This window comes from Streptomyces hypolithicus, from assembly GCF_052934925.1.
Window position 1 is genome coordinate 340413 of record NZ_CM128811.1, and the last position, 25179, is coordinate 365591.

Below are 25179 nucleotides of genomic sequence, written 5' to 3' on the forward strand. Positions count from 1 at the left end.
ACCAGCGCGTCTTTTCAGTCTCCGTCCACACGTCCGGATCCGGGCGTGTGCGCGAAGGCGACGGCGGCGGCGAACCCGGCCGGCGCCGTCACATCGCCGATCCGCCAGCCCGCCGGACGCCCTGCCCAGGCCACGGCGGTGCCGACGTAGTCGCGTGCGAGCCCGCGGGAGAGACCGGTCCCCAGCCCCTTGAGGTATGCCTCTTTGCGCGCCCACGCGCGGGCGAAAGCGTCCGGTCGTTCGTTCTCAGGCATGGCCGCCAGCTCCGCGACCTCAGCCGGGTGCAGTTCCCCGGCGATGTCTGCCGCGACGCCCGGCCGCGGCACGGCCTCCACGTCCACTCCCACCGGCACCCGGGCACAGGCGAGGAGGGCGACGCTGCCGCTGTGCGACAGGGAGAAGTGCACGGGACCGTCGGCGGTGGCGGGCCGCCCGTGCGGTGCGCCGCAGGACGGGCACGGCTCGCGGTGCAGACGTACCGCGCCCGCCTCCATCCCGAGGCAGGCCCCCAGCACGGTCCGCAGCGCCACATGCGCGGCGACGTAACACCGGCGGTCGGCCTCCCGCCGAAAGCCCGCCGCACGCTCCTTCTCCCCGTCGTCGAGCACCCCGCCTGCCAGCCGCTCCGCGACATCCCCCTGCCGGTCCGCGTCCACACTCCACAACACGGGCGCAGCGCCGGCCTCGGGCAACTCCGTCCGTGCGAAGGGCGCGTCCAGGGCCACAGGGATGGGCGAGTACGTCAGAACTGCGTCGACCCGGGTCTCGTTCACCCGGTCGAGGATAGGCAACGCGCATGCGCACGGCCGGGCGGGGGCCGCAGCCGGGCCTTCAAATCGGCGTGCGCGATCAGGTCCAGGGCCGGGAGGGGACGGGTGGCGGCCGGGGACGCAGTCTTCTTCACAGGGCGGCGACCTCCTCGGCCGTCGGGAAGGACGCCTGCGCGCCTTCCTTGGTGACGGCCGCTGCGCCCACCCGCACCGCGAAGGCGGCAGCAGTCGGCAGGTCTTCGCCCAGGCCGAGCCGCCACGCGAGGGCAGCGGTGAAAGCGTCGCCCGCGCCGGTGGTGTCCACGGCGCGGACCTGGGGGCTCCGCACCCGTACAGCCTCGTCCGTACGGCCGCCCATGACCAGTGCGCCCACCGCGCCCAGGGTGACGACCACCGAGCGCGGGCCGCGGGCGAGCAGGTGCCGGGCCCAGGACTCGGGGTCGTCGCCCGCCGCGTCGCCGAGGATGAATCGCGCCTCGTGCTCATTGACGACCAGCGGATCGCACGCCGCGAGCACGTCCGGGGGCAGCGGTGCGGGCGGCGACGGGTTGAGTACGAACCGGGTACCGGGCGGCCGGGTGCGTACGACCTCGGCGACCGTCTCCAGCGGGATCTCCAGCTGTGCCGAGACGACGGCCGCGCCGGCCAGCAGGTGGCCTGCGCCGCGGACGTCCTCGGGGGTGAGGCGGGCGTTGGCGCCGGGCGAGACCACGATGCTGTTGTCGCCCGACGGGTCCACGGTGATGAGCGCGACCCCGGTCGGCGCCCCGCCGACGCGGACACCCGCGGTGTCCACGCCGGCCGCGCGCTGGGATTCCAGCAGTAGCCGCCCGTGTGCGTCGTCGCCGACACGGGCCAGCAGCGCGGCCCTGGCGCCGAGGCGGGCGGCGGCGGCCGCCTGGTTGGCGCCCTTGCCGCCCGGGTGGACGACGAGGTCGGAGCCGAGGACCGTCTCGCCGGGGGCGGGGCGCCGCTCCACGGCGATCACCAGGTCGGCGTTGGCCGAACCTACGACCAGCAGGTCGTGGTCGTGCATGGCTGTCCCGCTTTCGATTGTCGCGATCGTGAGAGGTCGGTCCGGCCCGCTACTCCCCCGCGTGGACCTTGCGGAGCGCGCCGATGTCGAGCTTGCTCATGGCGAACATCGCCTTGGTGGTCCGCGTCGCCTTCTCCGGATCCGGGTCTCCGAGCATGTCGATGAGCCCATCGGGAATGACCTGCCAGGACACCCCGTACTTGTCCTTCAGCCAGCCGCACGGGCCTTGCGAACCGCCCTCGGAGAGCCTGCTCCAGTAGTAGTCCACCTCGGACTGTTCCGCGCAGTGGATCTGGAACGAGATGGCCTCGTCGAACGTGAACTGCGGGCCGCCGTTGACCCCGACGAACTTCTGGCCGTTGATCTCGAACTCGACAGCCATTGCCGTTCCCGCGGGTCCGGGCCCGGCCTCGGTGTAGCGACCGACCCGTCCGAGCTTCGCATCCTTGAAGATCGAGACGTAGTGCTCCGCGGCTTCTTCGGCCTGCCCGTCGAACCACAGACAATTGGTGAATCCCTTGGTGACCATCGGCTCCTCCACTCTTCGAGCACATTGCGTGTGCACTCATGGAGACCGATCCCGCGACGCGAACTCATCGGTGCGCCTCCGGCCCCGCTCTCTTGCACCCGTACGGCACGGAGCGGCTACGCCACCCGGCCGAGTCCCCACGGAGGCCCGGCTGACGGAATGGATCCAGCGCTGGATGGACGGCGTGGATCAGCCTGGCCACCGGTCGAGGCGCAGCTCGCTCTCCAAACGGCGTGGGGCGCCGGTGACCGGGTCGGTGAACTCCAGGGACCGGGCCAGCAGTTGCAGGGGCCGCTGCCAGTCGTCCGGTCTCTCGTCGAGTACTTCCGGGTAGAGCGGGTCACCCAGGATCGGCAGCCCCAGACTGTTCATGTGCACCCGCAACTGGTGGGTGCGGCCGGTGGCCGGCAGCAGCCGGTACCGGCCGAGCCCGGCGCGCTCCTCCAGCATCTCGATGCGACTCTCACTGTTCGGCTCGCCCTGCTCCTCACGGGCTGCGAGGACCCCACGCTCCTTGACGATCCTGCTGCGCACGGTGCGGGGCAGCGCCACGGAAGGGTCGTACGGGGCGATGGCCTCGTACTCCTTGCGGACTCGCCGGGCGCCGAACATCGTCTGGTACGCGCCCCTGTCCTGCGGCCGGACGACGAAGAGCAGCAGCCCCGCCGTCAGCCGGTCCAGGCGGTGCGCCGGCTGGAGCTGGGGCAGGTCCAGCTCGCGCCGCAACCGGGCCTGGGCGGTGTCGGTCACATGGCTGCCGCGCGGCATCGTGGCCAGGAAGTGAGGTTTGTCGACGATGACGAGGTGCTCGTCGCGGTGCACGATCCCGATCTCGAACGGGACCGGTACCTCGGCGGCGAAGCGGCGATGGAACCAGAGGTGGCGCCCAGCGGTGTAGCGCTCGTTGGCGGCGACCGGCCCGTCCTCGCCGACGATGCGACCCTCGCGGAACATGGTGTCGACCTGGTCGGCGTCGATGGCGCCGGCATAGCGCTCGACGACATGGTCGCGCACACTCGCCCAGCGCCCGTCCGGATCGGCGGACAGCCTCAGCCGCACCGGGTCGATGCCGTCGCGCTGCGGCAGGGGCGACGGGGGTGGAGGTTTGCGTCTGCGTCTCACGGTGGAGTCCGTTGTCCGTCTGCCGATCGCTACGGGATGCCGGCGGCCGCGTACGTCGGCCCGCAAAAGGTCCCCACGGCATTCCGTGGGGACCTCAGTGGTGTCCGAGGGGGGACTTGAACCCCCACGCCCGATAAAGGGCACTAGCACCTCAAGCTAGCGCGTCTGCCATTCCGCCACCCGGACCAGGTGATCGGCCCCGGTTTCCCGTGGCGACATGGAAAACAATACCAGGGGGCGGGGGTGGCTTTCACCTGCGTATCCCGTGGTCAGTGGCCTGTGGTGACCCCCTTCGGGTGAGGCTCTCCGCATCTCGGCGGGCGTTTGCACAGTGTGTTGCGGCGGATGTGCGCACAGTGGAGATCTAGCGTTCGCGAGATGAAGTACGGATACGGAATCGGGGCGGAACGCCGTCGTGGGCGGCGCCGGCCGCGCGCCCTGTCGCCGTTGCGGGAGCATCTGCGGGACACCCTGTGGTTCGCGCCCACCGCCGGGCTGGTGGGTGTGCTGGTGCTGTGGGGGCTGGCCTCGTGGGCCGACGAGGAGATCATCGAGACTCTGCGGCGCAGGCGGGCGTACGAGGACATCGAAGACCTCATCGGTTTCGCGAAGGACGCCAAGACGATCATCACCACGGTCAGCTCGGCCATGATGACGTTCATCGGTGTCGTTTTCAGCATTTCGCTCGTCGCCGTGCAGATGGCCAGTGGGCAGTTCAGTCCGCGCGTCGTGCGGATCTTCGTCAGGAGCCGGATCACCAAACTGACCTTCGCGGTGTTTCTGGCTACGTTCGTGCTGTCGTTGCTGGTCATGGGGGCGTACGACGGTGCCACCGACCCGCGTCTTGTCATCGCGGTGCCGCTCGCCCAGAGCGCGCTGACGATCGCGATGGTGGGGCTCAGCCTGCTGCTGTTCATCGCGTACGTGAACTCGATGCTGCGGCTCATGCGCATCAGTTACGTCATCGACCACATCGCCCGCGAGTCCATGCGGGTGCTCGGTCGGCAGGAGCGCTTCGGCGAGGAGGCGGTGGACGTCGGTGCGCAGACCGCGACGGTCGCGCACGCCGGGCGGGCCGGGTTGCTGCGGGACGTGAACATCGCCCGGCTCGTGCGGGTGGCGCGGCGGCGCGGGGTCGTACTGCGGCTGATTCCGCGCACCGGTGACTTCGTGGTGCCCGGTACGCCGTTGCTCGCCGTGCACGGTGGTGAGGCACCGCCGCGGCGTGCCCTGCGGTACACGGTGTCGGTGGGAGTGGAGCGGACCTTTCACCAGGATCTGGGGTTCGGGCTGCGCCAGCTCGCCGACATCGGGCTGCGCGCGCTGTCGGCCGCCGTGAACGATCCGACGACTGCCGTGCAGGCCGTCGACCGGATCGTGCAGATCCTGGCGGTGGCCGTGCGGCTGCCGCTGGGGGCGCTGTACCACCGGGACGGGCGCGGGGACGTGCGGCTGGTGCAGGGGGTGCCGGGGTGGGTTGATCTGGTGGATCTCGGGTTCACCGAGATGCGGGGGTGCGTGACCGGGAATCCGCAGGTCTCGCGGCGGATGATGGCCGGTCTCGACGACCTGCTGCGGCTGGCGTCCGAGGAGCGGCGCGCGGCGCTGCTCCGGCACCGTGCGCTCCTGGTGCAGGCCGTGGAACGTACGGCGCCCGAGCCCGCCGACCGGGATTTCGCCCTGGTCCCCGACCGGCAGGGGATTGGTTAGTGGGGTTGGTCAGCGGGGTTGGGCTGTGGGGTTGGTCAGCGGGGTTGGGCTGTGGGGTTGTTCTGTGGTGAGAAGGGCGGAGTCAGCAGTCCTTTTGGCGCTTGAGGCGGGGCATGTGGTCGAGGAGTTGTGAGGTGAGGCCGACCACGTCCAGGACGAGGAGGGGGGGTGGGTTCGGCGTCGGTGACGGCTTGGGTCACGGCAGTTCCTTGCAAGGTGGATTTGCCGGCGGCGTTCTGGCCGAGGAGGCAGTGGACCTCACCGGTCTGGACCTCCAGGTCGACGCCGTCGAGGGCGCGGACGCCGGGGAAGGCCTTGGTGATGGCGGACATGGTGAGAAGTGGCGGTGGACCGACATGCGTTGGTGCCATGACGGTTCCCCTCGGCGGGTGCGGCGGGGTGGTGATCCGGTCTCTGGGCAGGGCGAAGCAGGGCAGGGGGCGCGGTGTGATGCGGGCAGGGCAGACTCAGGCGTGCCGTTCGCGTGCTGTTACGGGGTGCGGACGCCGACCCGTGGATCAGGCCGGCGAGAACAGGTGGTCGCTGATGAGCCTGGCCGCGCCGATCGCTCCGGCGGCAGGGCCGAGCTCGCCCAGGACGATGGGCAGGTTGCCGGTCGCCAGCGGCAGCGACTGGCGGTAGACCTGGGTGCGGACGCTGGCGAGCAGGGTGTGGCCGAGGCCGGTCACTCCGCCGCCGATGACCACTAGCCCGGGGTTGAAGAAGGAGACGAGTCCGGCGATGACCTGGCCGACGCGGTTGCCGCCCTCGCGGATCAGGTCGAGCGAGGTGGCGTCGCCCGCGGCGGCCGCCGCGGCGACGTCGGCCGCGGTGAGCCGGCCCCCGGCGTCGAGCCGGGCGGCCAGTTCCTCGGACCGCCCGGCGCGGGCCGCGTCCTCGGCGTCGCGGGCCAACGCGGCGCCGCTGAAGTGGGCTTCCAGGCAGCCCCGGTTGCCGCAGGCGCAGGCGCGGCCCTCCGGTTCGACCTGGATGTGGCCGATGTCGCCGGCGCTGCCGGTCGTACCCCGGTAGACCTCACCTCCGACGACGATGCCGCAGCCGATACCGGTGCCGATCTTGACGCAGAGGAAGTCCGCCACCGAGCGGGAGGAAGAAGTTGAGCAGGAATCAGCCGCAACTTTCTCCACACCGAGGACAAAGCCGTTTGCTTCCATCCCGGCCCCGCCCCCTTCGGAGGACCCCGCCCAACTCCCCGAGCTGCCGGGAGGGGACGTGGCGGGGTGCTCCCCGCAGGGTGTCGAACACAGCATGGCCGCACAGCACAACCCCCCGAACGTTCGACACCCGAGGAGACGCCCCGACACGGCACCGACCCCGCAGCCACCCCCGCCTCAGCGGACCCCGCTCAAGGCCCAAGCCCCGGTTCACGTCAAGGGCAGCGGATGACCTGTCCGGCGTACGAGAGATTCCCGCCGAAGCCGAACAGCAGCACCGGGGCGCCGGACTCGATCTCGCCGCGTTCGACCAGCTTGGACAGGGCCATGGGAATACTGGCGGCCGAGGTGTTGCCCGAGTCGACGACGTCGCGGGCGATCACCGCGTTGACCGCACCGATCTTCTGCGCGACGGGCTCGATGATCCGCAGGTTCGCCTGGTGCAGGACGACCGCCGCCAGCTCCTCCGGGGTGACTCCGGCCCGCTCACACACCTTGCGGGCGATCGGCGGCAGTTGGGTGGTGGCCCAGCGGTAGACAGACTGGCCCTCCTGAGCGAAGCGCGGGGGCGTGCCCTCGATCCGTACGGCATGGCCCAGCTCCGGAACCGATCCCCACAGCACCGGGCCGATGCCGGGCTCGTCACCGTCCGGGCACGCCTCGACGACCGCGGCGCCGGCCCCGTCGCCGAGCAGGACGCAGGTGCTGCGGTCGGTCCAGTCGGCGATCTCGGCCATCTTGTCGGCGCCGATGACCAGGGTGCGGGTGGCGGATCCGGCCCGTATGGCGTGGTCGGCCGTGGCGAGGGCGTGCGTGAAACCGGCGCAGACGACGTTGAGGTCCATCGTGGCGGGCGAGGGCATGCCGAGGCGGGCCGCGACCCGGGCGGCCATGTTCGGGGAGCGGTTGATCGCGGTGGAGGTGGCCACCAGGACGAGGTCGATGTCGGCGGGGACGAGGCCGGCGGCGGCGAGCGCCTTGGCGGCCGCGTGCGCGGCCAGCTCGTCGACAGGCTCGTCGGGGCCTGCGACATGGCGGGTCTTGATGCCCACCCGGCTGGTGATCCACTCGTCACTGGTGTCGACCATGGCCGCCAGATCGTCGTTGGTGAGCACCCGGGCGGGCTGATAGTGCCCGAGCGCGACGACTCGTGAGCCGGTCATGTGCGGTTCCACCCCTCATTGCGGACAGTCGGAACGACCCAGTGTTCTTTGCGACCGACGGGTACGAGGGCACGTGAACCGACAGGATTCGCACCCGGGTCTTTGGAGCTTCCTGCTGACAGGACAGTCCCCAGTGTGCCTGGCTGGGGCGATTCGGGTGGGGCGCGGTGCCGGACAATGACATCAGGGGTGTGTCGGTTCCCTGGTTACCGGCAAGTAGAGCAGTGCTGATCATAAAGAAGTGGGACTGATTCACCATGGGACGGGTCACCGAGCGCCGCCGTGTCATCCGGGTGCGGGACGGTTCGGTGTCCGCGCGGGCGGACACGCTGGTGGCCGAGGAGCCGCTGGAGATCCGGCTGAACGGCAGGCCGCTCGCCATCACCATGCGGACACCGGGCGACGACTTCGCGCTGGCGGCGGGCTTCCTGGTCAGTGAGGGCGTGCTCGGCTCCGCCGACGACGTGCGGTCGATCGTGTACTGCGCCGGGGCGACGGAGGACGGCTCGAACACGTACAACGTGGTGGACGTGACGCTCGCCCCCGGCGTGCCCGTGCCCGACATCACGTTGGAGCGCAACGTCTACACGACATCGTCGTGCGGGCTGTGCGGCAAGGCCAGCCTGGACGCGGTGCGCACCACCGCCCGCTTCCCCATCGCCGACACTCCCCCGCTGCGGCTGCCCCCGGAGCTGCTCGCGGTGCTGCCGGACCGGCTGCGGCAGGCACAGCGGGTGTTCGAGGCCACGGGCGGTCTGCACGCGGCGGCGCTCTTCTCGGAGCAGGGCGAGCTGCTGGACGTACGGGAGGACGTGGGCCGGCACAACGCCGTCGACAAGCTCGTCGGGCGCGCCCTGCGCGGTGGCGCGCTGCCGCTGTCACGGGCGGTGCTGCTGGTGTCGGGGCGGGCGTCGTTCGAGCTGGCGCAGAAGGCGGTGATGGCCGGAATCCCGTTCCTGGCGGCGGTCTCCGCGCCGTCGTCGCTGGCCGTGGATCTGGCGGCCGAGACGGGGCTGACGCTCGTGGGTTTCCTGCGCGGTCCGAGCATGAACGTGTACGCGGGGGCGGAGCGGGTGGTGTGGGGCCGTAAGGGGGCTGGGCGCGTGGAGGGGCCTGAGAGTGCCCGCCGGGCGGACGGGGCGGGTCAGGGCTGACGGCGCCTATCGGTGGGCTGGAGGGGCGGGTCGCGTACAGGTTTGGTGGAGATTCCCGCGCACCATACTTACTCGCCGGTCAGGAGTGCGCCCAGGCCTTCCCCGTGTGACCCATTTCCACGTGTTGACCTGTGCGTATGCACACCCAGCGGGATTTCGCGACCCCCTCCCGCGGGCCGCTCCCTTGGGGTAGCGTCACGGCGCTGTGCGGAGCGTCACAAGGAGCATCATTGCGCGAGTTCACTGTCCCACCCATGGCGGCGGCGCCTCAGGTCGGCGGGCTGGCGGACGTCGTGTTCGACCACGCCGAGGAGGATCCGTACCGCGTCGTGCTCGGACGCAAGGACGCGGACGGGCACTGGCACGACGTGAGCGCGGGCCAATTCCGGGACGAGGTGCTGGCCGTCGCCAAGGGCCTGCTGGCGCACGGGGTGCGCTTCGGGGACCGTGTGGCGATCATGTCGCGTACGCGCTACGAGTGGACGCTGTTCGACTTCGCGCTCTGGACGGTCGGGGCGCAGCCGGTGCCGATCTACCCCACGGCCTCTACCGAGCAGGTCTTCTGGACGCTGCACGACGCCGGCGTGACGGCGTGCGTGGTCGAACACGAGGACCACGCGATGACCATCGGCTCGGTGGTCGACCGGCTTCCGCAGCTGAAACGGCTGTGGCAGCTGGACACGGGCGCGGAGGCCGAGCTGACCAGGGCAGGGGCGCACATCGACGACGAGGTGGTGCACCGGCACCGGCGGGCGGTGACCCCGGATTCCGTGGCCACTGTGATCTACACGTCGGGCACCACGGGCCGCCCCAAGGGGTGCGTGCTCACCCACGCGAACTTCATGTACGAGACCGACACCGCGCTGGCCCGGTGGGACCCGGTGTTCCACTCCCGGCCGGGCGATGAGTCGTCGACGCTGCTCTTCCTGCCGCTCGCGCATGTCTTCGGGCGGATGATCGAGGTCGCGGCGGTACGCGGCCGGGTCAAGCTGGGGCATCAGCCGGTGATGACGGCGCACGCGCTGATGCCCGACCTGGCGGCGTTCCGGCCGACGTTCATCCTGGCGGTGCCGTACATCTTCGAGAAAGTCTTCAGCGGTGCGCGGCGCACCGCTGAGTCGGCCGGCAAGGCCGCGCCCTTCGACAAGGCCGTCGAGGTGGCGGTGCGTTACGCCGAGGCGTTGGAGCACCGCGCGTTCGGCACCGGCCCCGGACCGTCGGCCGCGCTGCGGCTCCAGCACCAGTTCTTCGAGAAGGCCGTGTACGCGAAGGTCCGTGAGGCGATGGGCGGCCGGGTGCGGCACGCCATGTCGGGTGGCTCGGCGATGGACCGGCGGCTCGGCCTGTTCTTCGCCGGCGCCGGCGTGACGATCTTCGAGGGGTACGGCCTGACCGAGACGACGGCGGCCGCGACCGCCAACCCGCCCGAGCGCACCCGCTTCGGCACGGTCGGGCTGCCGCTGCCCGGCACGTCGGTGCACATCGCCGCGGACGGCGAGATCTGGCTGCGCGGCGGTCAGGTCTTCTCCCGTTACCTGAACGACCCCAAGTCCACCGACGCCGTGCTGCGGGACGGGTGGCTGGCCACGGGCGACATCGGCGCGCTGGACGACGACGGCTATCTGACGATCACCGGCAGGAAGAAGGAGATCCTGGTGACGTCCGGCGGCAAGAGCGTGTCACCGACCGGGCTGGAGGAGCGGGTACGGGGGCATCCCCTGGTGGCCCAGTGCATCGTCGTCGGCAACGACCGGCCGTACATCTCGGCGCTCGTCACCCTCGACCAGGAGGCCGTCGAGCACTGGCTCGAAATGCGCTGCAAGCCGCCGATGGACCCGGCCGACCTGGTCCGCGACCCCGACCTGGAGACGGAGGTGCGGCGCGCGGTGGTGGCGGCGAACACCCTGGTCTCGCAGGCCGAGTCGATCCGGACGTTTCGGATACTGGCCCACCAGTTCAGCGAGGACCAGGGGCTGCTGACGCCGTCGCTGAAACTCAAGCGCAAGGCGATCGAGACGGCGTACACGCTGGAGATCGACGCGCTCTACCGCTGACGGGCGGGAATGCGTGATGGGCGGTGATCGTTGACGATGGGAGTACCAGCCGACGACGTAAGGACCGATCGCTCGTGAGCAAGGCCCCCACCCTCACTCTGAACAACGGCGTCGAGATGCCCCAGCTCGGGTTCGGCGTATGGCAGGTGCCTGACGACGAGGCCGAGTCCACCGTGGGCACGGCACTGCGCACCGGCTACCGGAGCATCGACACGGCAGAGGCGTACGAGAACGAGAAGGGCACCGGCAAAGCCCTCGCCTCCTCCGGCATCGCCCGCGACGAGCTGTTCGTGACGACGAAGCTGTGGAACACCAACCAGGGCTACGACGCCACGCTGCGTGCCTTCGACGACTCGCTGACCAGGCTCGGGCTGGACTACGTCGACCTGTATCTCATCCACTGGCCGCTGCCCGCCAAGGACGCGTACGTGGACACCTACAAGGCGTTCGAGAAGATCCACGCGGAGGGCCGCGCCAGGGCAATCGGCGTCTCCAACTTCCTTCCCGAGCACTTGGAGCGCCTGATCGGCGAGACGTCAATCGTGCCCGCGGTCAATCAGATCGAGTTGCACCCGCAGCTCCAGCAGGAGGCGTCCCGCGCCTTCCACGCCGAGCACGGCATCGCCACCGAGGCCTGGTCGCCGCTCGGCCAGGGCAAGGGCCTGCTGGAGGTGCCGACGGTCGTGGCGGTGGCCCGCAAGTACGGCAAGACTCCGGCGCAGGCGGTGCTGCGCTGGCACCTCCAGACGGGCAACGTCGTGATCCCCAAGTCCGTTACCCCGTCGCGGATCGAGGAGAACCTCGACGTGTTCGACTTCGAGCTGGACGCCGACGACATGGCGGCGTTCGCCGCGCTCGACGAGGGCAAGCGGCTGGGCCCCGACCCCGCGACGTTCGACTACGACGCCTAGTGCCGCGTCCGGCAGTGTTTGCCCAGTGAGGAGCGTCGTCCAGGCGCCTGTCGGCAGGACAAGGGCAGGGCAACGCCCGTGGCCGTGCGGGTGAATTGAGGGCGGCTGTGCACGCCGCCGTACAATCGCCCGCATGGCCACGCCCCGTCCCACTCCGCCGCCGCCTGGACCGCAGCCGGTCTCCGAGGGCCCGTACCGGCTGCGCAACGTCGGCAGCGGGCTGCTGCTGGAGGTGTACGGCGGCAACAAGGGCAGCGGCGCCAACGTCCAGCAGGGCAAGGACACCGAGTCGCCGGCGCAGCGGTGGCAGCTGTCCGCCGTGCACAGCGGCGGCGGGCTCTACCACCTGGTGAACGAGGCGAGCGGCAAGCGGCTCGACGTCGCCGGGGCGTCCACCGAGAACGGCGCCAACATCCAGCAGTGGAAGCCCAACAACTTCGGCGCCCAGGAGTGGATCGTCGAGCAGCACCTGGACGCGCCGGGCCGGGTCACGCTGATCAGCTGGGTCAGCGGCCTGCTGCTGGAGGTGGCCGACGGCTCCATGGACGACGGCGCGAACGTACAGCAGTGGGAGGACACCGACTCCCCAGGCCAGTGGTGGCAGTTGGAGCCGGTGATCACCCCGTAGGACCCCGCCGGCCGCCGCTCATCAGGCGCGGTGGGCGAGGTGCAGCGTGCGCGCCGCGAGCACGAAGGTGTCGGGGCGCCGGTGCAGGCCCGCCTCGTCCAGCGGGTCCAGCAGCCGGTCGAGCGTCGCCGCGTCGTCGGCCGTCAGGGCGTCGCCGAAGTCGTCCCGCTGCCGCGTGAATCCCTCGACGACCAGCTCGCGCGCCAGCGCGGACAGCGGCGCCGGCAGGTCGAGCAGGAAGCTGTGGCTGCCGTCCGGTGTCAGCCCGGCGGCAGCCAGCAGTGCGCTCCAGTCCTCCACCTCCGGCTTCGCGCCGGGCAGCGCGTCCCGCATCTCGGTGAACCAGTCGGCGGACACGGCCTCCAGGCGTGCCTGGAGGCCGGGCCTGCCGATCCCGATGTCGCGGGGCAGGTTGCGCGTCGGCAGGCCGCCTTCGATGAGCGCGACCATGCCGCCGGGGCGCAGCAGCCCCGCGAAGCCGGCCAGGGCGGCCCGCTGGTCGCCGACGTGGTGCAGGGCGTTGGCCGCCCAGACCACGTCCGCCTCACCCAACGGGTCGAGGTCGTCGGGGAGTTCCGCGACGTGCGTACGCACCCGCTCTCCCAGGCCCGAGCGGTCCGCCCGCGCCCGGGCGCGCTCAAGGAGGGCGGGGGTGCCGTCGACGGCCACCACCTCGGCGTCCGGGAACGCCTCGGCGAGGAGGCAGGTGATGAGGCCGGGCCCGCTGCCGATGTCCAGGACGCGGCGTACGCCCTGTGGCCCGCGGAAGCGCTCGGCGATCCGGGCCGCGGCCTGCTCGTACACGGGCGTGTGGACCTCGGCCTCGTGTTCCAAGTGCACGGCGAGCGCGTCCCAGTCGAAGTCGGTGGAGTGGTGTTCGTGGTGAGGACTCATGCGTCCACTGTGGCGCCCTCTCGCTCTTTCGGCGAACCTTCTTGCCGTTGCGGCAAAACGCTGCCCGCTCGGTACTCCTGCGGGCTCACCCCCCGGACGCGTTTGAACGCGGCGCTGAGGGCGAAAGACCCGCTGTAGCCGACCTTACGGGCCACCGAACCCACCGTCGCCCCGGTCTGGCGCAGCAGGTCGGCGGCGAGCGCGACCCGGCATCCGGTGAGGTAGGTCATGGGCGGCTCCCCCACCAGGTCGGTGAAGCGCCGGGCCAGTGCGGCCCGCGAGACGCCGGCCTGCGCGGCCAGTTCGGCGACGCTCCAGGGGTGCGCGGGTTCGTTCTGCATGAGGCGCAGGGCCCGGCCCACGACGGGGTCGCCCATGGCCACGTACCAGCCCGGGGCCTCGGCCTCCGGCCGGGAGAACCACGCGCGCAGGGCGGCGATCAACAGCAGGTCCAGCAGCCGGTCCAGCATCACGCTCTGGCCCGGTTCGTCCTTGGTGATCTCGTCTTCCAGGACCGGCAGCAGCGGGCACCTCCACAGCTCAGCGGGCAGGTGGAGGAGCGGCGGCAGCGCGTCGAGGAGCTGCCCACCGAGCTCTCCCGCCAGCTGGTAGGTGCCGATCAGCATGGCGGAGGCGCCGTCCGGCCTGTCGCCCCAGGTCCGTACGCCCAGGTGCATCGTGTCCGACAGCGGCTCCCCCCGCAGCGTGCTGCACACCCCGCCGGGCCGGATCAGGGCGCGGGGCGGGCTCGCCGGATCGTCGGCGCAGGTGTACGGCGCGGGACCGCGCGCCACGGCGATGTCGCCGGGGCGTAGCCGCACCGGTGCGCCGCCGTCGGGCAGCACCCAGGCGTCGCCGCGGGTCACGCACATCAGGGAGAGCGGGGCACGGTCCTCGATGCGTACCGCCCACGGGGGATCCAGCACGGCCCGCAGCAGGAAGGCGCCACGAGCGCGCGGCCCTTCCAGAAGACCCGCTAGTGCGTCCATGCGGTCCAGCGTAGACGCAGACGTATGGAACTGAGGCTTTCGAGCATGGCCCGTCCAGCCGTGGGCGGGCAGCCTTGAGGCATGACAGAAAACATGAAGCAGGCAACGGTGTTGGTGACGAGCGGTACGGGCAAGACCGGCCGCCGGGTCGTCGAGCGGCTGTCCGCGCTCGGGCTGGACGTCAGGTCCGGGTCGCGCAAGGGCGGGGTCCGCTTCGACTGGGAGGACGAGTCGACGTGGGGTCCGGCGCTGCGGGGCGCGGACGCGGCGTATGTGGCGTACTACCCGGACCTGGCGGCTCCCGGCGCGGCGGAAGCGGTCGGGGCGTTCGGGCGGATCGCGAAGGAGGAAGGGGTGCGGCGCCTGGTCCTGCTGTCGGGGCGCGGCGAGCCGGACGCGGTGGTGGCGGAGGAGGCGCTGCGGGGTGCGTCGGGCGACGGGCTGACGGTCGTACGGGCCAGTTTCTTCGCGCAGAACTTCAGCGAGGGGGCGATGGCCGAGGGAGTCCTCGCCGGTGAGGTGGCCTTCCCCGGCGGCGCGACGGCGGAGCCGTGGGTGCACGCCGACGACCTGGCGGACGTGGTGGTCGCGGCGCTCACCGAGGACGGGCACGCCGGTCTGGTGCACGAGCTGACGGGCCCGAGGCTGCTGACGTTCGAGGAGGTGGCGGCCGAGATCGCGAAGGCGGCCGGCCGTGAGGTCCGGTACGTGCCGGTGTCCGGCGCCCAGTACGCGGCGCTGCTGCGGCAGTACGGGATGCCGGGGCCGGACGCCGAGTGGCTGGCGGCGCTGTTCACCATGCTGCTGGACGGCCACAACGCACACGTGACGGATGGCGTCGAGCGTGTCCTTGGCCGCGCGCCCAGGGACTTCACCGACTTCGCCCGCGAGGCGGCCGCCGCCGGGGCGTGGGAAAGGTCGTAAGGACCCTGTCCGGCGGATCAGGGCCAGAGAAGTGGCGGCCCTGATCCGCCGGACACGGCGGGCGTCAGCTCGCGCCGTGCGCCGGGGCGATCTCCTCGACGCGGCGCGCGAGTTCGAAGTCCAGGTCGGTGACGGCGCCGCCCGCACTGTGCGTGTTGACGGTCAGCGACACCGTGTTGTAGCCGAGGGCCAGGTCGCTGTGGTGGTCGAGTTCGTCCTGGATCCGGGCGACGTGCACGACCAGCGCCGCCCCGGCGAAGTGCGTGCCGAGGCGGTACGTACGGGCGATCCGGCCGTCCTCCAGGGACCAGCCGGGGAGTTCGCGGAGACGGTCCTCGATCTCCTTTTGCGACAAAGGCTCGGTGGGCATGGCGGGGCTCCTCTCGCGGTGCGTCGACGCTGATAAGTTTCCCACCCCACGGCCGGAGACGCGGGGCTGCGGATCCACTGGGCAGGCGGTGGAGGGAACTCCGCCGGTTCAGGCGGATTCGGGCTCCGGTTCCGCGTTCGGTTCCGCATCCGATTCCGTCTGAGCAGGCTTCGCTGTCAGGAAGGGGACCTGGGGGCCCTGGCCCTCGCGCAGCCAGCGCCGGAGCACCCGGTGCAGGTGCTCGGCGCCGGCCAGTTCGTGGCCGTCGGCGACCGGCGGGGACAGGACATAGGGCGACACCAGGAACGGGCGGGCCTGTTCGCCGCCGAGGCCGCCGTGCGAACCGATCTGCTCCTCGAAGGCGTGCACCCGCCCGGTGGCCGGGTCGTACCAGGAGTTGACCATGATGTCGGCGACATGCGGGAACGTATCGGCCCTGCGCACCGCGTCGGCCGCGCCCGGGCCGAACACCGCCAGCGGCCCCGTGTCGCCCGTCCCCTCGTCGTCCAGCCGCAGCTCGCCGCCGCCCGGCCCGAGCACCAGTGCGCCATGTTCCTCGCTGCGTACGAGCAGGAAGCCGATGCCGGGGTGGTTGGCGAGCGTCGTCAGCAGCGCGGGGTGGTGCCGGTCGATCTGCTCGCGGGTGGCCCGGCCGGCCGCGTCGGGGAAGGAGATCAGCCCCAGGTTGCCCGAGGCCAGCACGACGGGGTCGGTCCCGGGCTCGGGGCGCTCCTGCGCGCTGCCTGCCACCGGCCGGTGCAGTGCGGCCCAGACCGCGTCGCGGGCCTCCGAGCCGCTGACGGTGCGGGCCGCGCGGCGCGGCACAGGCAGCCCGCAGCCGGCCCGCACCAGGTCCGCGAGGGTGAGGCCGTAGGCGCCCTCGAAGGTCTCCCCGGGGCTCTGCCCATGGTCGGAGAGCACGACGATCCGGTACGGGCGCGGGGCGTGCTCGGCGACCCGGGCGATCAGCGCGAGCGACCGGTCGAGCCGCGCCAGGACCTGTAGGGCGTCCGCGCTGTGCGGCCCTGAGTGGTGCGCCACCTCGTCGTACGCCACGAGGTCGGCGTAGACGGCGGTGCGGCCGGCCAGCATGTCGCCGAGGACGGCGGCGACCACCACGTCCCGTTCGAGGACCGTCGCGAAGGCCCGGATGAAGGGGTAGAGGCCGCCGCGCCTGACCCGCGGGCTGTCCCCGCGCAGCCGAGCGCGCGTGGACTGGCCCATCTCCCGGCCCACCTCGGCGACGAAGGACATGGCGGTACGTACCGCGTTGGCCGGGTCGGAGAAGTACGCGAAGTAGCCGGCGCGGGAGCGGTTGGACCGGCCGCGCCGGGCGGCGATGGACAGGACGAGAGCGAGCTGGTCGGCGCCGCCGCTGAAGAGGTTTCCCCGGCTCGCACCGTCGAAGGTGAGCAGGCCACCATCGCCCGTGCGTTCGATCGCGCGGCGCTGCATGAGGGCCGCACTGGCCGGCCGGCTGGAGACGACGACCTCGCCGCTCTCCTTCTCGTACCAGCGGAAGGCGGGGACGTCGTAGGTGGAGCCGTGCAGGATGCCGAGCTGGCTGGCACCGGTCTGGCTGGACCAGTCGGTGCGCCACGGCGTGAGGCGGTGCGTGGGTTCGTCGCCGCCGAGCCAGCCTGCGAGAGTCGGCATCAGCCCGTCGCCGACCGCTTGGAGCAGCACGTCGTGCCCGACACCGTCGAGTTGTATGAACAGCGTGCCGGGCAGCCCGCTGCGCCCGTCGTCGTCACCGCCGCCCCGTCTTCGGTCGCGGTGCGCGAGCCGGGAGAGCCTGCGCCGGTACGCCTCGTCGTCGCGCACCGCGAGGGCTCCAGAGGTCGCGGAGGCGACGGCGGACATGACGGCGGCGACGACCACCGCGGTCTGCGGGTCGGACTCGCCGCGCCCGTCCGGTATGAGGCTGAGCGCGAGCAGGAGCAGCGAGCCGTTCAGGAAGAACGCGAGCAGGCCGAGGACCAGGGCGGGCACGAGCAGCAGCGCCCGTACGGCCAGCGGCCAGACCAGGGCGCCGAGGAGGCCGAACGCGCCCGCGCCCCACACCGCGCTGAGCGCGACACGGGTGATGCTGTCGTCGTCACCGGTGGTGTCCTGGAGCTGGAAGTCCGGCAGGATACCGGCCAGCGCCAGCATCGTGAGCGTGGACACGGCCCACACCGTGACCACCCGCAGCACGGTGCTTCCCGCGCTACGCCATCGCCGTCCGACCACGCCGCCCACCTCACGTTCCGGGCCGCGCCCCGGCCCTCCCCCAGCCTGGCACAACGGGTGTGCGGGATCAGCAGCCGTCGTAGCCGGCCGTCGGCATCGACAGTCTGCGGTGCACGCGCGCCTTCGTGGCCGCGCTGTACACCGGCTCGTCGAGGCCCACGGTCTCCAGCCGTACGCCGCGGCGCTCGCACTCCGCGGCGAAGTCCGCCACCGAGGTCAGTGCGCGCGCGAGCACCCGCTCGTTGGGCGCCACGAAGAGGTCGACCACCCCGGCCTCGACGTCCGCCCACAGGCCGGGGTGGTCGGGCCGCATGCCGTAGAAGAACAACTGCCGGGTGACCGCGTAGCCCTGGTCGGCGGCCCAGCGCGCGCACATGACCTGCTGGCTGCGGGTGTCGACCACGAACGGGTCGCTGTCGAGCTCCTCCAGCGGAGTCAGGCTCGCGATGGCCGCCACTCGTACGCCGTCCATGCCGATGTCCCCCCGTGCCGACCGTCGCCGCAGACCTTACTCCGGTCGTGCCGCCCGGCGGCGGCACGGCCTACGCTCGTACACGCAGACGCACAGCACGCAGCAGCCGACGCACACGCACACGCACACACACACAGCGAAGGAGGCCGTACGTGCCGGTGGAGATCACCTGGTGGGGTCATGCCACCTGCACCATCGCGGACTCCGGGACCCGGGTGCTGACCGATCCGCTGTTCGCACGGCGCCTGGCGCACCTGCGCCGCAGGCGTGGCGCGCTCCCGCCGCCCGAGGCGGCCGTCGCCGACGCGGTGCTCGTCTCGCATCTGCACTCCGACCATCTGCATCTGCCGTCGCTGGCCCGCCTCGCTCCCGGCACGGTACTGCTCGTGCCGCGCGGCGCCGCCCCGGCCGTGCCGGGGCTGCGCAGGCTCACCGGGCTGCGCGTCACCGAGGTGGAGCCCGGTGACGAGGTACGGGTGAAGGATCTCGTGGTACGGGCGGTTCCGGCGCTCCACGACGGGCGGCGGCTGCCGGTCGGGCCGCAGCGCTGCCAGGCGCTCGGCTACGTCGTCACCGGCCAATCCCGGACGTACTTCGCCGGGGACACCGGGCTCTTCGACGGCATGGCCGATGCCGTCGGGCCCGTCGACGTGGCGCTGCTGCCGGTCGGCGGCTGGGGGCCGTGGCTGGGGGCCGGGCATCTGGACGCGGGGCGGGCGGCGCAGGCGCTCTCCCGGCTCGCGCCGGGGGTCGCGGTGCCGGTGCACTACGGCACGTACTGGCCGATCGGGATGGACGCGGTCAGGCCGCACGAGTTCCACGCCCCGGGCGACGAGTTCGTCCGGCAGGCCGCGCGGCTCGCCCCGGAGGTCGCGGTGCACAAGCTCGGGCACGGCGAGAGCGTGTGGGCCAAGGCGGGCCGGTGATACAGGCCGCCCTGCACAGCGTGCAGGAGTTCGTGGCGCGGGTGGGCGAGGCCGGCCAGGTGCCGCAGGAGACGACGCAGCAGGCGATCGGCTTCCCCGCGCTGTTCCTGCTGGTGGTGCTGGGGGCGCTGCTGCCCGTGGTGCCGACGGGGGCGCTGGTGAGTACGGCTTCGGTGGTGGCGTTCCACCAGAGCGACCCGTTCGCGCTGCTGGTCGTCTTCGCCCTGGCCTCGTCCGCCGCGTTCCTGGGCGACATCGGCCTGTACTGGCTCGGCCTGCGCGGGGTCCGCTCGAAGAACGGCTCCAAATGGCTTCAGACCCTGCGCGGCCGGGCCGCGCCCGACCACCTCGAACGGGCCCGGCGGGGGCTCACCGAGCACAGGTCGCGGGTGCTGGTGCTCTCGCGGCTCGTCCCGGCCGGCCGGATCCCGGTGATGCTGGCGTGCCTGCTGGCCGAGATGCCCATGCGGCGGTTCGCCCGCGGCGACGTACCGGCGTGCCTGTCCTGGGCGGCGGCGTACCAGCTGATCGGCATCCTCGGCGGCACACTGTTCCCCGAGCCGTGGCAGGGCGTGGTCGCCGCGGTGGCCCTGGCGCTGCTGATCAGCGGGGCCCCGGCGGCGTGGCGGCGGATACGGCGGACGTGACGCGCCGCGCCGTCAGGGCGCCAGCACGCGGGCGCCGCCGACCGGCAGATCCCACAGGTCCTCGCGGGGCAGACCGGCCTCTTCCCAGGCGGCGCGCACCCGGGCCAGCGGCTCCAGGACCGGCTCCGCGGAGAGCACGAACGTGCCCCAGTGCATGGGCGCCATGCGCGCCGCTCCGAGGTCCTGACACGCCTGTACGGCCTCTTCGGGGTCGGCGTGCACGTCGCTGAGCCACCACCGGGGGTTGTACGCGCCGATCGGCAGCAGCGCCAGATCGATGCCGGGGTGGCGGGCGCCGATCTCTTTGAACCAGTGGCCGTAGCCGGTGTCGCCGGCGAAGTAGACGCGCCGCTCCCGCTGGTCGGTGAGGACCCAGCCGCCCCACAGGGAACGGCAGGTGTCAGTGACGGAACGCTTGCTCCAGTGGTGGGCGGGGACGAAGTCGAAGCGTACGCCGCCCAGTTCGGCGGCCTCCCACCAGTCAAGCTCGGTGACTTTGGTGAAGCCCCGGCGCCGGCACCAGCGGGCCAGCCCCGCAGGGACGAAGAGCGGGGTGTCGGCGGGGAGGCGCTTGAGGGTGGGGGCGTCCAGGTGGTCGTAGTGGTTGTGGCTGATGACGACGGCGTCGATCTGCGGGAGGTCTTCCCAGGGGACGCCGACGGGTGTGACCCGAGCGGGGGTGCCGAGGATCTTGCGGGACCAGACGGGGTCGGTCAGGACCGTGAGCCCGCCGACGCGCACGATCCAACTCGCGTGGCCCGCCCAGGAGACGGCGACGGTGGAGAGCGAGGCGGCGGGCAGCGGCGCGGGCTCGTAGGGCAGCAGGGCGACGTCGTGCAGCGCCGCCGGCCGGGGCCACATTCCGCCCTCGCGGGCGAGTCTGGCGAGCGCCCTGACGCCGGGCAGCGGTGCGGTGAGGCGGTCGACGAAGGACCGGGGCCAGGTCCGGATCTCGCCGAGCGGTCGCGGCGGGGCGGGGACGTGGGGCCCGGGCGCGGCGGGTGCGGGCGCGGCGGGTGCCTGGTGCGTGAGGTCGGGGGCGACGGGGGCAGGGTCGGCGAGGGAGCGCTCGGCCGGCGGCTGCGTCTGGGGCATTGAGGGGGCTCCGTTCGGTGGCGTGGGCCGGCGTGGGAGGTGGTGTCCTCACCTCTCACCGTCATCGAAGTTCGTCGAAGGCCGATCCGAACGCCCTCAACGCTCCGGCCACATGGGGCAATTGCAGTGGGCTCGCTGATCTGATGGACTCCAGTCGCTGCTCGGGGGTTGCCCCGATGAGCGGAGCCGTCGCGATCCTGACGCGCAGGGCGCCCATTTCGTCCCCGAAGCGGTGGCCGCCGGGGACGGGTGCGCCGAGGCGCTCGCTCAGGTACTCCTCCAGGTCCATGGAGTCGGTGACCCCGCGCGCGGCGAGGCCGGCGCGCAGCGGGCCGAGGTCGGCGTACAGGTGTCGGCCGGCCTGCGGGGGGCGGGCGAGCGCGCCGGACGCCGTGACCGCCCGGCAGGCGGCGGCGGCCACCCGCCCGTACAGCGCCGCGCCCGCTGTGACCGCGGCGGTGACGGGCTCCAGCTCGCCGAGCGCGTACGCCGCCGCCTCGGCGACGGGGCCGGGCACCACGGCGCCGGTCGCGGCCAGGTGGTCCAGGGCCCTGTCACGCAGGGCGGCGCCGGGGCCGGTGAGGGGACAGCGGGCCATGGCGACGGGCCAGGCCGCCGGGGTGTACGCGCCCGCGAGGTCGCCGATAACCGTCACATCGGCGGGGAACATCTCGGCCGGGCTGAGAAACACCGTCTCCTGCGACCGGTGCAGGGTGTCGCCCCACGTCTCGTCGCTGATGATGTGCAGGCCTTCGGAGACCGCGGCCTCGCAGACCTCGTGCACGAGTTCCGGCGGGGCGACGGTCGCGGTCGGGTCGTCGGGGACGCAGAGCAGCAGCAGACGCGGATCGCCGCCCTCGCCGCGGACCCGTCGTACGGTCTCCAGCAGCGCGAACGGGTCGGGTACGCCCCCGCACTCGGCCGGCGTCGGCACATGGTAGGAAGCCCGGCCCAGCATCGTCGCCTGCGGCACCCACCAGGCGGGGCAGGGGCGCGGCAGCAGCACGTCGCCGCCGTATGCGGCCATCAGCGCGAACAGCAGGGTCTGTGCGCCGGGCGCGACCACCACGCACCCCGCATCGACGTGCAGCCCCCGGCGCAGCCAGTACGCGGCGGCCGCGCCCCGCAGGACGGGCCCGCCGCCGAACGGTTCGGGTTCGGTGCGCCCCGCCGCGGCGGCGAGGACCGCAACCAGTTCCGGCAGGACCGGCAGTCCCGTGCCCGGGGCGGGCGGAGTGAACCGGACCGGGCCGCGCCCCTCGTCGACCGTCCGCCGCATGCCGCCACCTCCGCGCCCCGTCGGCTCACCGTGCACTCTCATACGGTTATACGGGGGGTTGCTGCGGCGCGCCTTCGGTGCGCGGCGGTGCCGGGCTGAGCGGCGGTGCCGGGCTGCGCGGTCGGCGGGTGGCCCGGTGTCATCGGGCGCCGCCGGGGCGCAGGTGGGCCAGTGTGCCCTCCAGGCGGTGGCCCCGGTCGGCGACGACCGCGTCCGCGACATCCGCCAGCTTGCGGTTCGAGCGCTGCGACAGTTGCCGCAGTACCCCGAACGCCTCGTCGCTGTCGCAGCGCAGCACGTGCATCACGATGCCGCTGGCCTGGTCTATGGAGGCACGCGAGCGCAGCGCCGTCTCCAACTGGTCGACCTCGGCGAGAGCCGCCCGATAGCGGCGGTCGCGGACCAGGCTCGCGGTGACCTGCTCGCCGAGGGCGCCCACGGAGCAGGAAGTGGTGTGATCCAGGGGGCCGGGGCGGAAGCTGTAGAGACTGACCGTGACTTCGATTCCGGTGCGGCAGAACGGGATGGTGGCGCTGGCGCGGACCCCGGAGTCGAGCGCCAGCGCCCGGTACCGGGGCCAGCGTTCCTCGGTCAGGAGATCGGCGGCGACCATCGTCTCGCCCCGGTCGAGCGCCGCCGGGATGGGCCCGTCGCCGACCGCGAGCTGGACGGCGGCGAGCGCGGCCAGGTCCGGATGGGTGGCGGTCGTACCGCGCTCCGCCCCGCCTTCCGCGATCGTCGCCACGGCGCCGCAGCAGGCAGGGGCGCAGCGAGCCGCCTGCCGGGCCAGTTCCGACATCGTGCGAACGGCGGCGTCGGGTTCCTGCCCCTGAACGTCCGGCTCGGTCAGCATGACTGAGCGGCTTCCCGCCACCCGGTCCGCGAAACAGCGGCACCGGTTAGCTTTCTCGTATGACGCAGACGGACGACCTCGGCACGGAACTCGCGGATTTCGTGAGACGGGTCGGCGAGTTGGCGGCGGCCCGTGCGCTGCCGCCCGCCGAGCACCTGGCCGTCCTGGACGCGGCGCTCTTCGAACTCCGGCACGTGGCCGACACGTTGTGGCCGCGGTACGAGCAGCTCAAGGCGGCCGCGCCCGGCGCGGCCTCCCCCGACCGGCAGGAACGCCAGGAACGGATACTCCTGAAGGCGCTGTTCCAGCGGCTGCCGATGCCCGCCGTGCTGATGGACAAGGACACCGTCGTACGCCGGATGAACTTCGCGGCCACCGGGCTCACCGGCGTGCGCGCCGGGTACGCGGCGGGGCGGCCGGTAGCGGCGCTCCTCAGCCCCGGGGACCGGGCCGCGTTCCGCTCGCAGGCCGCGGCGGTGGCACGCGGTGAGGGTGACCGGAGCCTGACGGTACATCTCCAGCAACGCCCCCAGATGCGGCTGCTGGCCACGCTGAGCGCGCTGCGCCCGCCGGACGAGAAGCATCCGGCGGTGCTGCTCGTCCTGCAGTCCGGTGTCTCCACGGTGGTGCTTCCGGCGACCGGGGCGCTGCCCGCCGGGGACGCGGCGACCAAGGTGGGACGGCCCCGGCTGCCCGATCTGTCGGAGATCACGCGCCACGCGGAGCTGCTGGATCTCGTCGACGCGATGACCACCGAGCTGCTGTCCGTAGCGCCCGGCGACCAGGAGGCGGCGCTCGCGGGGGCGGCGCGGGTACTGCACGGGCGGTTCGCCGACTGGGTGGTCGCCGACGCCGTGGCCGGCCCGGCGCTCAGCCGCACTGCCGTGCTCGGGCCGGCCGGCCCGGACGCGGCCGCGCTCGCCGAAGCGGTGACGGGACAGGATCCGGCCGGCTGCCCGGTGGTCGTGGAGGCCGCGCGGGGCGGCTCGGCGAGCCTTCAGGTGCGTCCGGAGGACGTGGACGGCTTCGGCCGGGACACAGCGGGCGACCCAGTGCTCGTACGGGCGGACGTCACCTCGCTGCTGTGCGTGCCGCTGACCTCACCGGGCCCCGGGGGGTCCACCGGGTCCCCCGGCCCCGTACAGGGGGTGCTCACGCTGCTGCGTACGGGGCCCCGGCGGGCTTTCTCCATGGCGGAGGGTCAGGTCATGGACCTGATGTCGCGCCATGTGGCGCTCGCTGTGCGGCGTCCGGCAGCTGCTCGTCGCGCAGCGCCTCGTTCCGCAGACGGGTACAGCAGCGGCTGAGCAGCCGGGAGACGTGCATCTGGGAGAGGCCCAGGTCCTCGGCTATGCGGCTCTGCGTCATGTCGCGGAAGAAGCGCATGTAGAGGATCTTCTTCTCGCGTTCCGGGAGCCTGCCCAGGGCCGGCTTGACGGCCTCGCGGTCGATGACGACTTCGAGGGCCGCGTCGGGTCCCCCGAGGGCGTCCCCGAGCGAGTACCCGTCTGCCGTGCCCGGCAGCTGGGCGTCCAGGGACAGCGCCGTGAACGAATCGAGGGCTTCGAGGCCGGCGCGGGCCTCGTCCTCGGTCATGCCGGCCTGCTCGGCGATCTCGGCGACCGTGGGGGGACGCCCCGACACCGTCTGGGCCAGCTCGCGGTCGGCGGCGCGGACCCGGTTGCGGAGGTCCTGGACGCGGCGCGGCACGTGGAGCGTCCACATGTGGTCGCGGAAGTGGCGCTTGATCTCACCGGTGATGGTGGGCACGGCGTAGCTCTCGAACGCCGAGCCGTGGTCCGGGTCGTACCGGTCGACCGCCTTGACCAGGCCGAGCGCGGCCACCTGACGCAGGTCCTCAATGGCCTCGCCCCGGTTGCGGAACCGGCCCGCGAGACGGTCGGCCATCGGCAGCCAGGCGTTGACGACCCGCCGGCGTACGGCTTCGCGCTCCTCGCCGTCCGGCAGGGACGACAGCAGGCGGAACTCGGCGGCGGTGTCGGGGGCGTCGTGGTGGGGGTGCGTTCCGTGAGCGGATGTACGCATCGTTGTTGCAACTCCCTGAACGGCGCAGACGGATGGGTGTCACCGCGGGGAAGGGCCACAGGGGGCTTCGGGACATGGCACGCCCGGAGCGAGCGGGGCCGCTCCCACGGACGTGCCTCCGGTCCGAAGCACGTGGTTCGCGTGCCCCGCCCTCCGTCTGCCAAACCGTTCAGGGAACCGCGTACGGGCGGGCTGCGGGG

General features: G+C 72.4%; 23 protein-coding genes, 1 tRNA gene and 2 pseudogenes. 9 read left to right on the top strand and 17 right to left on the bottom strand.

Features of this window, described 5'->3' with window-relative positions; translation table 11 throughout:
• Positions 1–14 precede the first annotated feature (14 nt).
• The 5 genes from ACU6WZ_RS01700 to ACU6WZ_RS01720 all read right to left on the bottom strand — a co-directional run bounded on the left by ACU6WZ_RS01700 (position 15) and on the right by ACU6WZ_RS01720 (position 3643).
• Positions 15–773: a 4'-phosphopantetheinyl transferase family protein gene (locus ACU6WZ_RS01700; RefSeq protein WP_447031320.1), complete on the bottom strand. Its 759-nt coding sequence runs from the start codon at positions 771–773 to the stop codon at positions 15–17.
• A 127-nt stretch (positions 774–900) separates the two neighbouring features.
• Positions 901–1806 carry a ribokinase gene (locus ACU6WZ_RS01705; protein ID WP_447031322.1) on the bottom strand — a complete coding sequence of 302 codons (906 nt, stop codon included), beginning with the start codon at positions 1804–1806 and terminating at the stop codon, positions 901–903.
• A gap of 49 nt (positions 1807–1855) precedes the next feature.
• Positions 1856–2335 carry a VOC family protein gene (locus ACU6WZ_RS01710; RefSeq protein WP_447031323.1) on the bottom strand — a complete coding sequence of 160 codons (480 nt, stop codon included), beginning with the start codon at positions 2333–2335 and terminating at the stop codon, positions 1856–1858.
• Between the two features lie 189 nt (positions 2336–2524).
• Positions 2525–3457 carry a pseudouridine synthase gene (locus ACU6WZ_RS01715; RefSeq protein WP_447031324.1) on the bottom strand — a complete coding sequence of 311 codons (933 nt, stop codon included), beginning with the start codon at positions 3455–3457 and terminating at the stop codon, positions 2525–2527.
• Positions 3458–3555: 98 nt separating this feature from the next.
• A tRNA-Leu gene (locus tag ACU6WZ_RS01720) sits at positions 3556–3643 on the bottom strand.
• Positions 3644–3835: 192 nt separating this feature from the next.
• Between ACU6WZ_RS01720 and ACU6WZ_RS01725 the strand changes: the two genes are divergently transcribed.
• Positions 3836–5167 carry a DUF2254 domain-containing protein gene (locus ACU6WZ_RS01725; RefSeq protein ID WP_447031325.1) on the top strand — a complete coding sequence of 444 codons (1332 nt, stop codon included), beginning with the start codon at positions 3836–3838 and terminating at the stop codon, positions 5165–5167.
• A gap of 212 nt (positions 5168–5379) precedes the next feature.
• Here ACU6WZ_RS01725 and ACU6WZ_RS01730 read toward each other — a convergent pair.
• From ACU6WZ_RS01730 to ACU6WZ_RS01740, 3 genes and pseudogenes are all read right to left on the bottom strand, one after another.
• Positions 5380–5538 (bottom strand): annotated as a pseudogene (locus tag ACU6WZ_RS01730) (sugar ABC transporter ATP-binding protein); the annotation flags it as partial.
• A 147-nt stretch (positions 5539–5685) separates the two neighbouring features.
• Positions 5686–6276 (bottom strand): annotated as a pseudogene (locus ACU6WZ_RS01735) (ROK family protein); the annotation flags it as partial.
• A gap of 281 nt (positions 6277–6557) precedes the next feature.
• Positions 6558–7505, bottom strand: coding sequence for a beta-ketoacyl-ACP synthase III (locus tag ACU6WZ_RS01740; RefSeq protein WP_447031326.1), 948 nt, complete (start codon positions 7503–7505; stop codon positions 6558–6560).
• 257 nt (positions 7506–7762) lie between these two features.
• Between ACU6WZ_RS01740 and fdhD the strand changes: the two genes are divergently transcribed.
• The 4 genes from fdhD (at position 7763) to ACU6WZ_RS01760 (ending at position 12252) form a co-directional block, all read left to right on the top strand.
• Positions 7763–8659 carry a formate dehydrogenase accessory sulfurtransferase FdhD gene (gene fdhD, locus ACU6WZ_RS01745; RefSeq protein WP_447031327.1) on the top strand — a complete coding sequence of 299 codons (897 nt, stop codon included), beginning with the start codon at positions 7763–7765 and terminating at the stop codon, positions 8657–8659.
• A 254-nt stretch (positions 8660–8913) separates the two neighbouring features.
• Positions 8914–10713, top strand: coding sequence for an AMP-dependent synthetase/ligase (locus ACU6WZ_RS01750; protein ID WP_447033799.1), 1800 nt, complete (start codon positions 8914–8916; stop codon positions 10711–10713).
• 74 nt (positions 10714–10787) lie between these two features.
• On the top strand, positions 10788–11624 hold the full coding sequence (locus tag ACU6WZ_RS01755) for an aldo/keto reductase (RefSeq protein WP_447031329.1): 837 nt from the start codon (positions 10788–10790) through the stop codon (positions 11622–11624).
• Between the two features lie 133 nt (positions 11625–11757).
• Entirely contained in the window at positions 11758–12252 is a 495-nt protein-coding gene (locus tag ACU6WZ_RS01760) for an RICIN domain-containing protein (RefSeq protein WP_447031330.1), read from the top strand.
• 21 nt (positions 12253–12273) lie between these two features.
• Here ACU6WZ_RS01760 and ACU6WZ_RS01765 read toward each other — a convergent pair whose 3' ends face one another.
• Both ACU6WZ_RS01765 and ACU6WZ_RS01770 read right to left on the bottom strand, forming a co-directional pair.
• A complete protein-coding gene (locus ACU6WZ_RS01765; RefSeq protein WP_447031331.1) occupies positions 12274–13146 on the bottom strand; it encodes a class I SAM-dependent methyltransferase in 873 nt (290 codons plus the stop codon).
• Positions 13143–14135, bottom strand: coding sequence for an AraC family transcriptional regulator (locus ACU6WZ_RS01770; RefSeq protein WP_447031332.1), 993 nt, complete (start codon positions 14133–14135; stop codon positions 13143–13145). Before ACU6WZ_RS01770 ends, ACU6WZ_RS01765 begins: the two co-directional genes overlap by 4 nt.
• An 81-nt stretch (positions 14136–14216) precedes the next feature.
• Here ACU6WZ_RS01770 and ACU6WZ_RS01775 point away from each other — a divergent pair, with 81 nt between their 5' ends.
• A complete protein-coding gene (locus ACU6WZ_RS01775; protein ID WP_447031334.1) occupies positions 14217–15059 on the top strand; it encodes a Rossmann-fold NAD(P)-binding domain-containing protein in 843 nt (280 codons plus the stop codon).
• A 64-nt stretch (positions 15060–15123) separates the two neighbouring features.
• Here ACU6WZ_RS01775 and ACU6WZ_RS01780 read toward each other — a convergent pair whose 3' ends face one another.
• From ACU6WZ_RS01780 to ACU6WZ_RS01790, 3 genes are all read right to left on the bottom strand, one after another.
• Positions 15124–15429: a 4a-hydroxytetrahydrobiopterin dehydratase gene (locus ACU6WZ_RS01780; protein ID WP_447031335.1), complete on the bottom strand. Its 306-nt coding sequence runs from the start codon at positions 15427–15429 to the stop codon at positions 15124–15126.
• A gap of 108 nt (positions 15430–15537) precedes the next feature.
• Complete coding sequence (locus ACU6WZ_RS01785) at positions 15538–17583, bottom strand: alkaline phosphatase family protein (RefSeq protein ID WP_447033801.1); 2046 nt, start codon at positions 17581–17583, stop codon at positions 15538–15540.
• Positions 17584–17728: 145 nt separating this feature from the next.
• Positions 17729–18133 (bottom strand): serine integrase family protein, encoded by a 405-nt coding sequence (locus ACU6WZ_RS01790; RefSeq protein ID WP_447031337.1) that lies wholly within the window; start codon positions 18131–18133, stop codon positions 17729–17731.
• Between the two features lie 152 nt (positions 18134–18285).
• Here ACU6WZ_RS01790 and ACU6WZ_RS01795 point away from each other — a divergent pair, with 152 nt between their 5' ends.
• Positions 18286–19059, top strand: coding sequence for an MBL fold metallo-hydrolase (locus ACU6WZ_RS01795; RefSeq protein ID WP_447031338.1), 774 nt, complete (start codon positions 18286–18288; stop codon positions 19057–19059).
• Between the two features lie 32 nt (positions 19060–19091).
• Positions 19092–19706 carry a DedA family protein gene (locus ACU6WZ_RS01800; protein ID WP_447033802.1) on the top strand — a complete coding sequence of 205 codons (615 nt, stop codon included), beginning with the start codon at positions 19092–19094 and terminating at the stop codon, positions 19704–19706.
• 12 nt (positions 19707–19718) lie between these two features.
• On the opposite strand, the gene ACU6WZ_RS01805 is transcribed toward ACU6WZ_RS01800, so the two are convergent.
• The 3 genes from ACU6WZ_RS01805 to ACU6WZ_RS01815 all read right to left on the bottom strand — a co-directional run bounded on the left by ACU6WZ_RS01805 (position 19719) and on the right by ACU6WZ_RS01815 (position 22933).
• The gene (locus ACU6WZ_RS01805; RefSeq protein ID WP_447031339.1) at positions 19719–20801 is read right to left on the bottom strand and encodes an MBL fold metallo-hydrolase; all 1083 of its coding nucleotides are present in this window, start codon (positions 20799–20801) and stop codon (positions 19719–19721) included.
• A 61-nt stretch (positions 20802–20862) separates the two neighbouring features.
• Positions 20863–22080 carry an aminotransferase class I/II-fold pyridoxal phosphate-dependent enzyme gene (locus ACU6WZ_RS01810; protein WP_447031341.1) on the bottom strand — a complete coding sequence of 406 codons (1218 nt, stop codon included), beginning with the start codon at positions 22078–22080 and terminating at the stop codon, positions 20863–20865.
• 139 nt (positions 22081–22219) lie between these two features.
• Positions 22220–22933, bottom strand: coding sequence for an ANTAR domain-containing protein (locus ACU6WZ_RS01815; protein WP_447031342.1), 714 nt, complete (start codon positions 22931–22933; stop codon positions 22220–22222).
• Between the two features lie 59 nt (positions 22934–22992).
• Here ACU6WZ_RS01815 and ACU6WZ_RS01820 point away from each other — a divergent pair, with 59 nt between their 5' ends.
• Positions 22993–24240: a PAS domain-containing protein gene (locus tag ACU6WZ_RS01820; RefSeq protein ID WP_447031343.1), complete on the top strand. Its 1248-nt coding sequence runs from the start codon at positions 22993–22995 to the stop codon at positions 24238–24240.
• Here ACU6WZ_RS01820 and ACU6WZ_RS01825 read toward each other — a convergent pair.
• A complete protein-coding gene (locus ACU6WZ_RS01825; protein ID WP_447031344.1) occupies positions 24140–24979 on the bottom strand; it encodes an RNA polymerase sigma factor SigF in 840 nt (279 codons plus the stop codon). The genes ACU6WZ_RS01820 and ACU6WZ_RS01825 overlap by 101 nt on opposite strands.
• Positions 24980–25179 lie beyond the last annotated feature (200 nt).